Genomic DNA, 13,465 nt, shown 5'->3' on the forward strand with positions numbered 1-13,465 from the left:
TTATGAAATGGCAAAAGAAGTAATTAGCCGTCGAATTAAAAAGACAGGAATAAATGATGAAAAGCACATTCACAATGATAACGCTGACGCTTGCTGCGCTGACGGTCAGTTCCACCGTCGCGGCAAAAACGCTGGTGTATTGCTCCGAAGGATCGCCGGAAAATTTCAATCCTCAGCTCTATACGTCGGGGACCAGCGTGGACGCCAGCGCCGTACCGGTTTATAACCGTCTGGTCGATTTCAAACCGGGCACTACCGAACTGGTGCCGAGCCTGGCGGAAAGCTGGGAGGTAAGCGAGGATGGCAAGATCTACACCTTCCACCTGCGCAAAGGGGTGAAATTCCACAGTAATAAGCTGTTCACGCCGACGCGCGACTTCAACGCGGATGACGTGATTTTCTCGTTTATGCGCCAGAAGGATGTGAATCATCCCTACCATAACGTCTCCAACGGCAGTTATTCCAACTTCGAAAGTCTGGAGTTCGGCAGCCTGATTACCGCCATTGATAAAGTTGACGATCACACCGTGCGCTTCACCCTGGCGCACCCGGAAGCGCCGTTTGTCGCTGACCTGGCGTGGTACTTTGCCTCCATTCTGTCGGCGGAGTATGCCGATGCCATGCTCAAAGCGGGCACGCCAGAAAAGGTCGATATGCAGCCAATTGGCACCGGGCCGTTTAAGCTGGCGCAATACCAGAAGGATTCCCGCATCCTCTTTACCGCTTTCCCGGACTACTGGCAGGGAAAATCGAAGCTGGATCGTCTGGTGTTCACCATCACGCCGGACGCCTCGGTACGTTTTGCCAAAGTCGAGAAGAATGAGTGCCAGGTGATGCCGTTCCCGAACCCGGCGGACCTGCCGCGTATGAAGGCTAACAAAGACATCAACCTGATGAGCAAGGCCGGTCTGAATACCGGTTTCCTGGCGTTTAACACGCAAAAGCCGCCGCTGGATAACGTAAAAGTGCGCCAGGCGCTGGCGATGGCGATTAACAAACCGGCCATCATTGATGCGGTCTTCCACGGCACCGGAACGGCGGCGAAAAACCTGCTGCCGCCAGGCGTCTGGAGTGCCGACAGCGAGCTGAAAGACTACGATTACGATCCAGAAAAAGCGAAAGCGCTGTTAAAGGAGGCGGGATTTGCCAACGGCGTAAGCATCGATCTGTGGGCCATGCCCGTGCAGCGGCCGTATAACCCGAACGCAAAGCGTATGGCGGAGATGATCCAGGCGGACTGGGCGAAAGTGGGCGTGCAGACCAAAATCGTGACCTACGAATGGGGCGAATACCTGAAGCGCGTGAAGGGCGGGGAGCATCAGGCCGCGCTGATGGGCTGGACAACGGCGACGGGCGATCCGGATAACTTCTTCGGCCCGCTGTTTACCTGTACGTCCGCCAATGGCGGGTCGAACTCGGCCAAATGGTGCTATAAGCCGTTTGATAACCTGATTGCCGAAGCTAAATCGATAACCGATCGCGAAAAACGCGTGGCGCTGTATAAGCAGGCGCAGCAGATGATGCACGATCAAATGCCGGCGGTAATGATTGCCCACTCGACGATTTTTGAGCCAGTCCGTAAAGAGGTCACGGGCTATGAAATCGATCCCTTCGGCAAACACCTGTTCTGGCAAGTGGACCTTAAGGAGTAATTTTTCACTGCCCGGTTTCGGTCGGGCAGTTTTTTCGCTATTTGTGCTGTCTTCGTCATTTTTTGCCACAACACATCGCCCGGTTTTTTGTTATAACTTCAAGTGCATACTTGCAGATAACATGGAATACCATCATGCGTACTCACACTTTTTTTAAAGTTGCAGTGCTTTCTGGTCTGTTGGCCCTTTCCGGCTGTGCGTCCAAAGTCGCAGCCCCCGATCAATATTCAGGCTTTTTAAAAGATTACTCCGGCTTGCAGGAGATGAAATCTGCAACCGGGAAGCCAACCCTGCGTTGGGTTGACCCGTCCTATAATGAGGCGAATTACGACAGCATTATCTGGACCCCGATAACCTATTATCCGACGCCAAAACCGACCACTCAGCTTGGGCAAAAAACGCTTGATGAGCTGTTGAATTATACCAATACCAAACTGAAAACCGCGATTGGTCAGCGTAAGCCGATTGTGACGACGCCGGGCAAACATAGCCTGATCTTCCGCGGCGCCATTACGGGTGTGAGCTCAGACAAAGAAGGTTTGCAGTTCTATGAAGTGGTGCCTGTGGCGCTGCTGGTTGCGGGTACGCAGATGGCAACGGGCCATCGCACCATGGATACGCACCTGTTCTTCGAAGGTGAGCTAATAGACGCGGCCACGAACAAACCGGTGATTAAGGTTGTTCGTAAAGGTGAAGGGAAAGAGCTGGCGAACGAGAATACGCCGATGGGCTTCGGCACCCTGAAGCAGGTTGTGGATGACATGGCGACGGATGCCACCATGTTTGATGTCCATCAGACAACAAAATAATAAAAACGGCCTGCTTTTGCAGGCCGTTTTTTTATGCCGTCCGCAGGCGGCGGAACCAGGTTTCCGGCTTCGTAAACATCACCATATTTCCCCCCAGTATCAACAGCAGGCCGACGATCCCGTTGAGGTGCCACACGTAACCCTCGTACACCGTTGAAATCGACAGCGCCACCAGCGGGAACAGCAGGGTGCTGTACGCGGCTTTACCGGGACCAATGCGGCCTACCAGCGTAAAGTAGGCGCCGAAGGCAATCACCGAGCCAAACAGCGCAAGATAGAGCAGCGCCCCCATATAGCTCACCGTCCATTCCGGCATAAAGCTATCGCCCCTGAAGAGCGCGATAAAGCCCATCACGACGGTGCCATAAAGCATCGCCCAGGCGTTGGTGGTCATGGTTTCCAGCCCGTTTCGTTGATGACGCATGCTGATCATATTCCCCAGCGAGAAGCCGTAGGTGCCGAGGGCGGAAAGCCCGATGCCCGTAAGCAACGACGCGCTCCAGCCGCTGGCGAGCAGATCGTTCCAGAACAGGGTAATGATCCCGATAAGCCCCAGCGCTGCCGCCGTCCAGAAGCGGGCGGGTGGACGCTGGCCGAAGAAGATAAAGCTATTGATGGCGTTATACAGCACGGCCATCGAGAAAATCACCGACTCAAGGCCGGTATTGATATGGGCGGCGGCGGTGTAAAAGCACCAGAAGTTGAAACAGAAAACGCAGCAGCCCTGAAGCATGCAGTAGAGATGATCCCGCAGCGCCAGCCTGCGCAGACGGCGAAGGGCGACCAGGACGATCATCATCGTGGCGCTGGCCACGGCGAAGCGCCAGAAAATGGAGACCGGCGCTGCAACCGGCCCCTGTTGCAAAAAAATAGCGATCCAGGTCGTGCCCCAGATCACAACGACCAGCCCATAGAGTAATGCGTTCATGGTTTCTCTCTTCTCATACCGCGAAAAACAACAGTGTGGCGAAAGAAAGGGGGCCCGGCTTTCATCGTCTTGCGCCGGACTTGCAAATTCTTGCGCTTTTTTCTCGCGCGATGGCTGGTAACAGGCTGCAACACTTCTTAGACTGACAGTCTGATTAATCACCTGTTTACGGACATGTCTCTCGTTTACGACACCTTTGAAACGTTACGCCAACAAAATGCAGTGCTGCGGGAAACCGTCGCGCTCAATACTGGCATTCAACTGGCGGCGTGGTACAACAAGCACGACACGATCACCGTGAAAAGCAACCATCACACCCTTAGCCTGTACGTGGCGGATGGTTATGAAAGCTATCAAAAAACGCCGGGTGGCTGGAAAAATGGCGGCGGGCCGGACCGTTTTTGTCTGATGCCGGAAGAGAGCGAATCCACATGGGATATTCGTGACGACCTGTCGTTCGTGCACCTTTACTGCACCGATGAACACCTGCGGGATGTGGGGGAGAAAATCTGGGATAAACGACCGCTATCGCTGACGCTTGAGGAAAAAATCTTCGGCAGCGATCCGAAAATCACCGCCCTTTATCGCCAGTTTTTGCTCGGCTGCGACTGGCAGCAAAACGCCAATCAGCTCACCCTGAGCACCGCGTCGACCTTATTGCTGACGCATTTGGTCCAGCACTATTCCAGCGTACAATGGAAGCTGCCGGTGGTGACCGGCGGGTTATCGCCGTTTGTGCTGCGCAACGTGCTGGCCTTTATCGAGGAAAACCTGGCGCAACCCTTAACGCTGGCGGAACTGGCGGGCCAGGCCGCACTCAGTGAGTATCACTTTGCGCGGATGTTCCGCCAGTCGATGGGGCTGGCGCCGCATCAGTATGTCATGCAGCGCCGCATGGAGAAGGCCAAAGCGCTGGTGCAGCACACGACCACGCCGCTCACCGACATCGCGCTGGCCTGCGGATTTAACTCCGCCAGCCATTTCAGTAACCGTTTTCGCAGTATGACCGGCATCACGCCGTCACAGCTACGCGCGGCGAAGGCGTGAGAAGACGGCGTAACAGATCCCACCCAGCACCAGCCCCCAGAAGGCGGAGCCAATTCCCAGGAGCGTGACGCCGCTGGCGGTCATCAGGAAGGTAACGATCGCCGCGTCGCGCTCTGCTTCATGGTTCAGTGCCTGATACAAGCTGCCGCTGATAGTGCCGAGCAGGGCCAGCCCGGCCAGCGTCTGGATGCCGCTCAGCGGCAGGGCGGCCATCAGCCCGGAAATCGACCCGCCGAACACCCCCGCCAGCAGATAAAACCCGCCTGCCGCCGCCGCGGCCAGCCAGCGTTTACTGGCATCCGGATGGGCGTCCGGGCTCTGGCAGATGGCGGCAGTGATGGCGGCGATGCATATAGAATAAACGCCGAAGGGGGATAACAGCAGCGCCAGCCCGCCGGTGGCAACGATCAGCGGTGAGACCGCCAGCGGATAGCCCGATGCCTGCATGGTGGCGAAGCCGGGCGCATTCTGCGACGCCATGGTCACCAGGAAAAACGGTAAGCCGATGCTGATCAGGCTGGTGAAGGTGAACGCAGGAGCAATGAATTCCGGCATGATGATCGATAACGTCATCCTGTTCGTGACAACGTCACCTCCAGCCCAGGCCACGAACACCCCCACCAGCAGCGTGGCGACAATGGCGTACCGGGGCGCGACGGCTTTGGCTACCAGCCAGGCGGCCAGCATACTGCCGCAAAGAAAAATGTGTCCCTCAAGATTGCTGAATGCCTTCAGGCCAAACTGTAACAGCACGCCCGCCAGCATAGCGGCGGCAAGCGAGTGCGGGATCAGTTTCATCAACCGGGCAAACAGGCCGGTGACGCCGCACAGCAGAATCAGCGCATTCGCGAATATAAATACCCCGATGGTTTCCGCCAGCGTCACGCCTTGCAGGCTGGTGGCGAGCAGCGCCGCGCCGGGCGTCGACCAGGCGGTCAGCACCGGGGCTTTATACCACCACGACAATGCCAGCGTGCTGATCCCCATCCCGAGCCCCAGCGCGGTCATCCATCCGGCGATCTGCTGTGTACTGGCGCCAGCCGCCGCAGCCGCCTGCCAGATAATGGCGGCAGAGCTGGCATAGCCCACCAGCACGGCAACAAAACCGGCCAGCACGGCAGGAAAGAGAGAGGCAGTCGATCGCATAGAAACTCCGTTGTGCGTTATAACGTCCGGGATAAGGTATCACTGTGCGCTATAGCGTACAAGTGGTATGCTTTGCCGCAACGGGAGGAACTATGGATATCACTCAACACCTGGCAACCACACTGAAAGCGCTGCGTCAGGCGCGGGGCTGGAGCCTGTCGAAACTGGCGGAAGAGACGGGCGTGTCGAAAGCGATGCTTGGGCAAATCGAACGCAATGAGTCCAGCCCGACGGTCTCTACCTTGTGGAAAATCGCCACCGGGCTGAACGTACCTTTTTCGGCGTTTATCACTCCAGAGAGCGAACCGCAGGCGGTGTTCGATCCGCAGCAGCAGGCGATGGTGGTGAAACCGCTTTTCCCCTGGGATGAACAGCTTAAGTTCGACCATTTCTCCATCACCCTGTCACCCGGCGCGCTGAGTGAGTCCACGCCGCACGAAGCCGGGGTGATCGAACACGTGGTGGTGATAAGCGGTGAGCTGGACATGCAGATCGACGGTGTCTGGCGCACGCTATACGCTGATTCCGGCGTGCGTTTTGCCGGCGACAAACCGCACGCATACCGCAACAGCAGCGCCCGGACGGTGCATTTTCACTCTCTGATCCATTATCCCCGCTAAAGCGACGCAAAACGGTTTCACTGGCACAGACTTCTGACTACAATAGCCGCCATTTTGACCATAACGGATAACGACGAAGTATGCGCCTGCACTCCCATCATCTTGAACTGCTAAGCCCGGCCCGCGACGCCGCCATTGCCCGTGAAGCTATTCTTCACGGGGCGGATGCCGTCTACATTGGCGGCCCTGGCTTCGGCGCCCGTCATAACGCCAGCAACAGCCTGCGCGACATTGCCGAGCTGGTACCGTTCGCCCACCGTTTCGGGGCGAAGGTGTTCGTGACCCTGAACACCATTCTTCATGATGATGAACTGGAGCCCGCGCAGCGTCTGATTACCGATCTCTACCAGACCGGCGTTGACGCCCTGATCGTTCAGGATATGGGCGTTCTGGAACTGGATATCCCGCCGATTGAGCTGCACGCCAGCACCCAGTGCGATATCCGCACCGTTGAGAAGGCGAAGTTTCTTTCGGACGTCGGGTTTACGCAGATTGTTCTGGCGCGCGAGCTGAACCTGAATCAGATCCGCGATATCCACCAGGCGACCGACGCGACCATTGAATTCTTTATCCACGGTGCGTTGTGTGTGGCCTATTCCGGGCAGTGCAATATCTCTCACGCCCAGACGGGGCGCAGCGCGAACCGGGGCGACTGCTCTCAGGCCTGTCGTCTGCCGTATACCCTGAAAGACGATCAGGGCCGCGTGGTGGCATTCGAAAAACACCTGCTGTCGATGAAAGATAACGATCAGACGGCCAACCTCGGCGCGCTGATCGACGCCGGTGTACGCTCCTTCAAAATTGAAGGGCGCTACAAGGACATGAGCTACGTGAAAAATATCACCGCTCATTATCGTCAGATGCTGGATGCCATCATCGACGATCGCGGTGACCTGGCGCGCGCGTCCGCCGGTCGTACAGAGCATTTCTTTATTCCGTCGACGGACAAGACCTTCCACCGCGGCAGCACGGACTATTTCGTCAATGCCCGTAAAGGGGATATTGGCGCGTTCGATTCACCGAAGTTTATCGGCCTGCCGGTGGGTGAAGTGCTGAAAGTGGCGAAAGATCATCTTGACGTTCAGGTGACAGAGCCGCTGGCGAACGGCGATGGTCTCAACGTGATGATCAAACGTGAAGTGGTGGGTTTCCGCGCCAATACGGTGGAGAAAACCGGCGAAAATCGCTATCGCGTCTGGCCGAACGAAATGCCTGCCGATCTCTACAAAGCCCGTCCTAATGCGGCGCTTAACCGTAACCTGGATCACAACTGGCAGCAGGCCTTGCTCAAGACCTCCAGCGAGCGCCGCATTGCGGTGGATATCGCGCTGGGTGGCTGGGAAGAGCAGCTGATCCTGACCATGACCTGCGAAGACGGAATCAGCGTGACGCATACGCTCGACGGCCTGTTCGAGGTAGCGAACAATGTGGAAAAAGCGCTTAGCAACCTTAAGGATGGCGTGGCGAAGCTGGGGCAGACCATTTATTACGCGCGCAATATTGAGGTGAATCTGCCGGACGCGCTGTTCGTGCCGAACAGCCTGCTGAACCAGTTCCGCCGTGAAACGGCCGAGATGCTGGATGAAGCACGCCTGGCAAACTATTCGCGCGGCAGCCGTAAGGCCGAAACGGTGCCTGCGCCGGTCTACCCGGACACGCATCTCTCGTTCCTCGCGAACGTTTACAACCATAAAGCGCGTGCGTTTTATCATCGTCACGGCGTGCAGCTGATTGACGCCGCGTATGAAGCGCATGAAGAGAAGGGCGATGTGCCGGTGATGATCACCAAACACTGTCTGCGGTTTGCCTTTAACCTTTGCCCGAAACAGGCGAAAGGCAATATTAAAAGCTGGAAAGCGACGCCGATGCAGCTGGTGAATGGCGATGAAGTGCTGACGCTGAAGTTTGACTGCCGTCCGTGTGAAATGCACGTTATCGGCAAGATGAAGAATCACATCTTCAAAATGCCGCCGCCTGGCAGCATTGTGGCCTCCGTCAGCCCTGACGATTTGATGAAGACCCTGCCGAAGCGTAAAGGCAGCTAACCCGCAGAGTGGGTATCCGGTTTGCGCGATTTCTGCCAGGCATGGTGCTCGCGCAACCCCTCCGCAGACTCCTCAGCCGCGCTGCGTAACTCGTCGCTGTCAGCTTCATGACGAAGCTGATGGTCGGCGTTTTTCACAAACACAAATTCATGCCCTTTGTGCTCCGCCATAATCTGCCCTGAGAACAGGGCGCTAATCACCAGCAGTAGCGAAAATTCTTTTCTGAACATCCTTTATCCCCTGAAAATACGCTACGGTCATCGTAGGGATAATTTCATAGAGTAATTATTCGACTTTTTAAATTTGAGAAAATAGACTGTCAAAAATTGTGGTCGCAATAAAACCCACTTAAGACTATTCTTAAAAGCAATATCGCCGTTGTAAACTCCCATTTCTGGTATGCAAAGAGAAGCTAGATTTATTGGGAAATCATTTACAATAAGATTTTTCTGGCTAAGGATTGGATCGAATAAATGAAAAAAATAATCGTGCTATCACTTCTGGGCGTAGTGGTTGCGGTGGGTGCTGCGGCCAGCATCTATTCAAATGAAGAACCAGAATATATTCAGTCAGCAAAAAGCCGTGTCGGATCGTATTTAACCAGCGATTACGGACGTGTCGAATGTAATAGCACCCAGGTAAGTGAAGATCGCTGGGAGCTGGGCTGTACCAATAAGGCGAGGGGCAAAACCTTCCAGTTCGCCGTTTACCCATCTGAGCAGGCGCCGTATGGGGTCTCTCGTGCGTTTTATCTCGAAGCGATTAATGATGATGCCCGCCAGAGTGCAGAGCAGGGGCTGATGCGTTATCTGCAAATTAATACCAAAGCGGGTTAATCGATTCGTTTATGCTTCGTTGAGGCTCACAGTGGTAGATTGCAGGTGATCCACATCCCGGTATGGAATACCGGAGCGTAGATACCAAAATACAAATCTATCCATGCAAGCATTTACCGCCAGATTATGGCGGTTTTTTTTGCCCGTTTATCGTACCGGCTGCAAAAATTGTTTGCGATATTGCGCGGGCGAAAGCGCAAATTGCTGCCGGAAATGGTGGCGCAGCGTGGCGCTTTGCCCAAATCCGGTTTGTTCCGCAATATTGTCGATGCTGAGCCGACTGTTTTCGAGATAATCTTTTGCCCGCTGCAATCGCGCAGTTAATAACCAGCGCGCGGGCGTTGTTCCGGTTGCGTCCTGGAAACGGCGCAGAAAAGTGCGCTGACTCATACCCACCCGCAGGGCCAGCGATTCGACGGTATGGGAAACGGCCAGATGCTGGTGAAGATAATCAAACAGCTGGCCCAGGCGCTGGCTCTCCAGCAACTGAGCCACCGGTCGGCTAAGCTGCTGGGTTTGCGAGCCGTCCCGATGGGGCGGGATCACCAGCCGACGCGCCACGCGGTTTGCTGCCTCCATCCCGTAATTCCGGCGCACCACATGCAGACACAGATCAATCCCTGCGGCGCTTCCGGCGGAAGTGAGAATATCGCCTTCGTCCTGGTAGAGCACATCGTCGACCACGGTGATGGCGGGATAGCGTGCTTTCAGAGCTTGCGTGTAGCGCCAGTGGGTGGTTGCCTTCCGCCCGTCTAGAAGGCCTGAGGCTGCCAGAACGAAAACGCCAGAGCAGATTGAGAGTAGCTGACAACCCCGGGCATGCGCCGCACGGAGCGCCTGACAGAGCGCGTCGGGTACGGGTTCGTCCAGCCCTCGCCAGCCGGGTACGACAACCAGATCCGCCGTTTCCAGCAGACCCAGATCGCCATCGGCCAGAATACGGATCCCGCCCGTTGCCCGGAGTTCGCCGTCATCCACACTCGCCACGGCGAACTGATACCAGTCATCGCCCATCTCCGGGCGCGGCAAGCCAAAGATTTCTACCGCCACGCCAAACTCAAAGGTACATAAACCGTCATATGCCAGCACGACCGCGCGCGGCGAGGGATGTCTTAAGTTTGTCATCTTTTTGCTGTTTTCTGGCATAGGCGGACGCATTCATGAGCTGAATTAAGGGATAGAGTAGTGTTAACACAAACACCACAAATGAGGAAGATTCATGAGCTATGTTACTGAATTTCCGGCTGCTGAACCGCAGGAAGCCGTGGGGCATTTCCTGCGTCGTCTGAGCGTCGAGACGGACTGCGCCGATGTCCATCACGCGGTATCCAGCGGAGAGCAGGACTTTGTTCTGCTGCACGTTGTCGGGAAGCCTGAACATTTTGCCCGGCGGCATCTGCCCGGCGCGCTGCATTTACCCTGGAGCCAGATCACCGCCGAGCGGATGAAAGCGTGGCCAGAGGGCACGCTGTTTGTCGTCTATTGTGCAGGCCCGCACTGCAACGGGGCGGACAGGGCGGCGCTGAAGCTGGCGCGACTGGGTTTGCCGGTCAAGATTATGCTCGGGGGCATGACCGGCTGGGAAGATGAGCGGTTCGCGTTTGCGGGATCTTCATCACCCGCTCTGTGAACATGAATTTATTTCAACACAGATGAAATTTTCTCGTTTGTCGGCGGCGAGTCGGTATGACATCTTTTCAGGACGTTTAGACATCCAGAAGTCTAAAGATTCAAAAGATGAATTATCACTGTGGGCAATTAACGCCGACAGACAGAGGAGATTTCCATGCAGCGACACCACGCCCCGTACCGCGCCGATGTAGTCGGCAGTTTTTTACGCCCGGATTCCATTAAACAGGCCCGTCTGCAATTCGCCAGCGGTGAGATCGATGCCGGGCAGCTTCGCGCGGTTGAGGACGAGGCCATTCGCCATGTTGTCGAGCAGCAGTGCGCCTGCGGCCTGCATGTGGTAACGGACGGTGAATTCCGCCGCGCCTGGTGGCACTTTGACTTTTTTGACGGGCTACAGGGCGTGGAGCGTTATGATTCGCAGCAGGGCATTCAGTTCAACGGGGTGCAGACCAAAGCGCATGGCGTGCGCGTAACGGGCAAACTGGGCTTCGGCGATCATCCTATGCTGGAAGATTTCCGCTACCTCAAAAGCATCAGCGGTAACGCACAGCCGAAGATGACCATTCCGAGCCCGAGCGTGCTGCACTTCCGCGGTGGCCGCAAGGATATTGATGCCACGGTCTACCCGGATCTGAAAGATTACTTTGACGATCTGGCGACCACCTGGCGCGATGCCATTCGGGCCTTTTACGATGCAGGCTGCCGCTATCTGCAACTGGATGACACCGTCTGGGCCTACCTTTGTTCAGAAGACCAGCGCCGCCAGATCCGCGAGCGCGGTGACGATGCAGACGAACTTGCCCGAACCTATGCCCGGGTGCTGAATAAGGCGCTGGAAGGCAAACCGGACGATCTGACCATCGGGCTACACGTCTGCCGCGGTAATTTCCGCTCAACCTGGATTTCCGAAGGCGGCTATGAGCCGGTGGCGGAGGTGCTGTTCGGCACGGTGAACGTCGACGCGTTCTTCCTGGAGTACGACAACGACCGTAGCGGCGACTTCGCGCCACTGCGTTTTGTGCGACCGGGTAAACAGCAGGTGGTTCTGGGGCTGATCACCACCAAGCACGGTGAGCTGGAGAACCCGGAAGGGGTGAAAGCGCGTCTGGAAGAGGCCGCGCGCTACGTGGCGAAAGAGCAGATTTGCCTCAGCCCGCAGTGCGGATTTGCCTCCACGGAAGAGGGTAACAGCCTGAGCGAAGCCCAGCAGTGGGATAAAGTTCGCCTGGTGACGCAAATCGCCAGCGACGTCTGGTAACGCCATTCACAGCGCTGCATTATTACAGTGCAGCGCTGTACCATTCTGAGTCGTTTCCCGTAAATCCTCTCTTCGAACCCGTTTAAATCCTGCCTCTGTAACCTGGCACTCTTTTTGCTCTCCTGAAACTGACGTTACTTTTTTCTGCGTCCGGGCGGTAACGGACGTCTTCGCACAGCTTTCTTTTTCAGGAGTGAAAATATGCACCGTCGTACCTTTATAAAAGCGTTCGCCTTGTCCGCCTCCGTGGTCGCCATGGGAGTGAGTTTTGGCGTCCAGGCCGCAGAGACCATTAAAGTCGGGATCATGCACTCACTCTCCGGCACGATGGCCATTTCAGAAACGCCCCTGAAAGATGTCGCCCTGATGACCATCGACGAAATCAACGCCAAAGGCGGCGTACTCGGGAAAAAGCTGGAGCCGGTGGTGGTTGACCCGGCCTCCAACTGGCCGCTGTTTGCTGAAAAAGCGCGCCAGCTTCTGAGCCAGGATAAGGTCGCCGTGGTGTTTGGCTGCTGGACCTCCGTATCGCGTAAATCGGTTCTGCCGGTTTTTGAGGAGCTGAACGGTTTGCTGTTCTATCCGGTGCAGTATGAAGGTGAAGAGATGTCACCTAACGTCTTCTATACCGGCGCGGCGCCTAACCAGCAGGCGATCCCGGCGGTGGAGTACCTGATGAGCGAGGACGGCGGCAGCGCGAAACGCTTCTTCCTGCTGGGAACGGACTACGTTTACCCGCGTACCACGAACAAGATCCTGCGCGCCTTCCTGCACTCGAAAGGCGTGGAAGATAAAGATATTGAAGAGGTCTACACCCCGTTTGGTCATAGCGATTACCAGACCATCGTCGCCAGTATCAAGAAATTCTCTGCGGGCGGTAAAACGGCGGTGATCTCCACCATCAACGGTGATTCCAACGTGCCTTTCTATAAAGAGCTGGCGAACCAGGGGCTGAAAGCCACGGACGTGCCGGTGGTGGCGTTCTCGGTGGGCGAGGAGGAACTGCGCGGCATTGATACCAAACCGCTGGTGGGTAACCTGGCGGCGTGGAACTACTTTGAATCCGTCGATAACCCGACCAACCAGACCTTTGTCGCGGCCTACAAAGCCTACGCGAAAGCCCATAAGCTGCCGAATGCCGATACCGTCGTCACCAACGATCCGATGGAAGCGACCTACGTCGGCCTGCATATGTGGGCGCAGGCGGTTGAAAAAGCGGGGACAACCGACGTGGACAAAGTGCGCGCGGCAATGGCGGGCCAGTCGTTCAACGCGCCGTCCGGCTTTACGCTGACCATGGATGCCACCAACCACCACCTGCATAAGCCCGTCATGATTGGTGAAATCGAAGGCAACGGCCAGTTCAACGTCGTCTGGCAGACCGAACAACCGGTACGCGCTCAGCCGTGGAGCCCGTTTATCGCCGGGAATGACAAAAAACCTGACCAGCCGATGAAAACCGCCAGCAACTAAGCCACCACCAGGGAGAGAC

At 56.3% G+C, this 13,465-nt stretch carries 13 protein-coding genes; 9 read left to right on the forward strand and 4 right to left on the reverse strand.

Annotated features, from left to right (window positions below):
- The first annotated feature begins 56 nt into the window (after positions 1-56).
- The gene (locus ACOTW6_RS01210) at positions 57-1,652 is read left to right on the forward strand and encodes an ABC transporter substrate-binding protein (protein WP_213788838.1); all 1,596 of its coding nucleotides are present in this window, start codon (positions 57-59) and stop codon (positions 1,650-1,652) included.
- A 134-nt stretch (positions 1,653-1,786) separates the two neighbouring features.
- Positions 1,787-2,461: a DUF3313 domain-containing protein gene (locus ACOTW6_RS01215; protein WP_015570552.1), complete on the forward strand. Its 675-nt coding sequence runs from the start codon at positions 1,787-1,789 to the stop codon at positions 2,459-2,461.
- 31 nt (positions 2,462-2,492) lie between these two features.
- Here the strand turns inward: ACOTW6_RS01215 and ACOTW6_RS01220 are convergent, their stop codons facing one another.
- The gene (locus ACOTW6_RS01220) at positions 2,493-3,389 is read right to left on the reverse strand and encodes a DMT family transporter (protein ID WP_047719569.1); all 897 of its coding nucleotides are present in this window, start codon (positions 3,387-3,389) and stop codon (positions 2,493-2,495) included.
- A 174-nt stretch (positions 3,390-3,563) separates the two neighbouring features.
- Between ACOTW6_RS01220 and ACOTW6_RS01225 the strand changes: the two genes are divergently transcribed.
- A complete protein-coding gene (locus ACOTW6_RS01225) occupies positions 3,564-4,436 on the forward strand; it encodes a helix-turn-helix domain-containing protein (RefSeq protein WP_006810606.1) in 873 nt (290 codons plus the stop codon).
- On the opposite strand, the gene ACOTW6_RS01230 is transcribed toward ACOTW6_RS01225, so the two are convergent.
- Positions 4,416-5,582, reverse strand: coding sequence for a benzoate/H(+) symporter BenE family transporter (locus ACOTW6_RS01230; protein ID WP_213788754.1), 1,167 nt, complete (start codon positions 5,580-5,582; stop codon positions 4,416-4,418). The two genes, ACOTW6_RS01225 and ACOTW6_RS01230, sit on opposite strands and share 21 nt — an antisense overlap.
- Before the next feature lie 92 nt (positions 5,583-5,674).
- Between ACOTW6_RS01230 and ACOTW6_RS01235 the strand changes: the two genes are divergently transcribed.
- Together ACOTW6_RS01235 and ACOTW6_RS01240 are read left to right on the forward strand one after the other, a co-directional pair.
- The gene (locus ACOTW6_RS01235; RefSeq protein WP_015570550.1) at positions 5,675-6,202 is read left to right on the forward strand and encodes a helix-turn-helix domain-containing protein; all 528 of its coding nucleotides are present in this window, start codon (positions 5,675-5,677) and stop codon (positions 6,200-6,202) included.
- Positions 6,203-6,282: 80 nt separating this feature from the next.
- Positions 6,283-8,247, forward strand: a complete 1,965-nt coding sequence (locus tag ACOTW6_RS01240) for a peptidase U32 family protein (protein WP_421766220.1) — start codon at positions 6,283-6,285, stop codon at positions 8,245-8,247.
- On the opposite strand, the gene ACOTW6_RS01245 is transcribed toward ACOTW6_RS01240, so the two are convergent.
- Positions 8,244-8,477, reverse strand: a complete 234-nt coding sequence (locus ACOTW6_RS01245; RefSeq protein WP_121478976.1) for a DUF2554 family protein — start codon at positions 8,475-8,477, stop codon at positions 8,244-8,246. The genes ACOTW6_RS01240 and ACOTW6_RS01245 overlap by 4 nt on opposite strands.
- Positions 8,478-8,720: 243 nt before the next feature.
- Here ACOTW6_RS01245 and ACOTW6_RS01250 point away from each other — a divergent pair, with 243 nt between their 5' ends.
- Positions 8,721-9,083, forward strand: coding sequence for a hypothetical protein (locus ACOTW6_RS01250; RefSeq protein ID WP_015570547.1), 363 nt, complete (start codon positions 8,721-8,723; stop codon positions 9,081-9,083).
- A gap of 147 nt (positions 9,084-9,230) precedes the next feature.
- Here ACOTW6_RS01250 and ftrA read toward each other — a convergent pair whose 3' ends face one another.
- Positions 9,231-10,229, reverse strand: a complete 999-nt coding sequence (gene ftrA, locus ACOTW6_RS01255) for a transcriptional regulator FtrA (protein WP_213788755.1) — start codon at positions 10,227-10,229, stop codon at positions 9,231-9,233.
- A 73-nt stretch (positions 10,230-10,302) separates the two neighbouring features.
- Here ftrA and ACOTW6_RS01260 point away from each other — a divergent pair, with 73 nt between their 5' ends.
- The 3 genes from ACOTW6_RS01260 (at position 10,303) to urtA (ending at position 13,446) form a co-directional block, all read left to right on the forward strand.
- Positions 10,303-10,713: a rhodanese-like domain-containing protein gene (locus ACOTW6_RS01260; protein ID WP_023300088.1), complete on the forward strand. Its 411-nt coding sequence runs from the start codon at positions 10,303-10,305 to the stop codon at positions 10,711-10,713.
- Positions 10,714-10,869: 156 nt separating this feature from the next.
- The gene (locus ACOTW6_RS01265) at positions 10,870-11,973 is read left to right on the forward strand and encodes a cobalamin-independent methionine synthase II family protein (RefSeq protein WP_023324640.1); all 1,104 of its coding nucleotides are present in this window, start codon (positions 10,870-10,872) and stop codon (positions 11,971-11,973) included.
- Between the two features lie 201 nt (positions 11,974-12,174).
- Complete coding sequence (urtA, locus tag ACOTW6_RS01270) at positions 12,175-13,446, forward strand: urea ABC transporter substrate-binding protein (RefSeq protein ID WP_213788756.1); 1,272 nt, start codon at positions 12,175-12,177, stop codon at positions 13,444-13,446.
- Positions 13,447-13,465: the final 19 nt, after the last annotated feature.

It is taken from the genome of Enterobacter cloacae complex sp. IR5403, from assembly GCF_049238705.1.
Taxonomy (GTDB): Bacteria; Pseudomonadota; Gammaproteobacteria; order Enterobacterales; family Enterobacteriaceae; genus Enterobacter; species Enterobacter hormaechei_C.